The organism is Rhizobacter sp. P2_H2 (assembly GCF_056403375.1).
The window spans coordinates 1-1,790 of record NZ_JBFUFP010001076.1 but is presented as its reverse complement, the minus strand read 5'-3'; the positions used below and the strand labels follow the sequence as shown (position 1 = coordinate 1,790).

Genomic DNA, 1,790 nt, shown 5'->3' with positions numbered 1-1,790 from the left:
TCTCTCGCGTGTTCCCGCAGATGTTCCGCGACCTGCACGTGCAGCACCTGGCGGCGTTCTTCTCGAACCTGCGCGAATCGCTGCTGCGCCTGGCCCCCAAGGGCGACGGTCCGCCGCTGATCGGCCTGCTGACGCCGGGGCCCTACAACGAGACCTACTTCGAGCATGCGCTGCTCGCGCGCTACCTCGGTTTCTCGCTCGTCGAGGGCAGCGACCTGACGGTGCGCGACGGCTGCGTCTGGATGAAGACGGTCGACGGCCTGAAGCGCGTGCATGCGCTGCTGCGCCGCCAGGACGACGCCTACTGCGATCCGCTCGAGCTGCGCTCCGACTCGGCGCTCGGCGTGGCCGGCCTCACCGACTGCGCGCGCCGCGGCACCGTGCTGCTCGCGAATGCRCTCGGCTCCGGCGTGCTCGAATCCGGCGCGCTGCTCGGCTACCTGCCGCAGCTCAGCGAGCAGCTGCTCGGCGAGCCGCTGCTGCTGCCCTCGGTCGCCACCTGGTGGCTGGGCGAACCGGCGGCCTTCGAAGACGCCTGGAAGCGCATCGACCACCTGATCATCAAGCCTCTCGACCGTTCGGCCAACGAGCCGGCGGTGTTCGGCGCCGACCTCTCCGACGACGAACGCCTGCTGCTGCGCGCCCGCGTGGCGGCACGCCCGCAGCGCTACGTGGCGCAGGAATGGGTGCACGTGTCGCAGGCGCCGGTGCTTGAGCGCGAGCCGCGCGGCACCGGGCGCCATGGCGAGCACCTGAGCGCGCGCACCGTCGGGCTGCGCGTGTTCGCGGTCGCGACGCCGAACGGCTACCGCGTGATGCCGGGCGGCCTGACCCGCGTGGCCGGCGACGAGGACGACCGCGTCATCGGCATGCAGCGCGGCGGGCGCTCGAAGGACACCTGGGTGCTGTCCGACCGGCCGGTCAACGCGTCGTTCTCGCTGCTCACGCGCACCGTGACGCCGCCCGACCTGGTGACGACCAAGGGCAACGTGCCGTCGCGCACCGCCGAGAACCTGTTCTGGTTCGGCCGCTACGGCGAGCGCTGCGATGCGTCGGCGCGGCTGCTGCGCGTCGCGGTGGCCGGGGTGCTGGGCAATGTCGATGCGCGCGCCGACGACCCGGAAGACGGCCTGACGCCGACGCTCGCGCTGGCCAGGCGCATGGGCCTGATCGATTCGCTCGACAACGTCGGCACCGAGCTGCTGCGCGCCGCGACGCACCCGGAAGAGGGCCTGAGCGTGCGGCTGCGACAACTGCTGCGCGTCGCATTCAGCCTGCGCGACCGCATGTCGGCCGACAACTGGCGCACGCTGAACCAGCTGATCGCCGACCCGGTGTTCCAGCGCGGCGGCTCGCTCGCGCTGGCGCTGGCCTGGCTGGACCGCGCGGTCACGTCGATGATGACGCTGTCGGGCTTCGTGCTCGACGGCATGACGCGCAGCACCTCGTGGCGCTTCCTGTCGATCGGGCGGCGCATCGAGCGGCTGTCGAACCTGTGCCTGACGCTGAAGGTCGCCACGCGCGAGGGCCGCAGCAGCGGGCTCGACTGGCTGCTGGAGCTGGCCGACTCCACCGTCACCTACCGCTCGCGCTACCTGGTGGCGCCGGAGTGGCTGCCGGTGCTCGACCTGCTGCTGCGCGACGACACCAACCCGCGCTCGGTGGCCTTCCAGGTGAAGGGGCTGGTGGAGTACGTCGACAAGCTCGAACGCACGCACGGCCGCTTCGCGAGCGATGTGCTCGGCCCGGCGCAGGCCGCGCTGCTGGCGCTCGGCGCGCACGACCTGCAC

General features: G+C 72.1%; 1 protein-coding gene. It reads left to right on the top strand.

Annotated elements, in window-relative coordinates; genetic code table 11:
- Positions 1-8: 8 nt before the first annotated feature.
- The coding region (locus AC1D15_RS30170) for a circularly permuted type 2 ATP-grasp protein (protein WP_477828921.1) at positions 9-1,790 on the top strand (1,782 nt) is incomplete at its 3' end.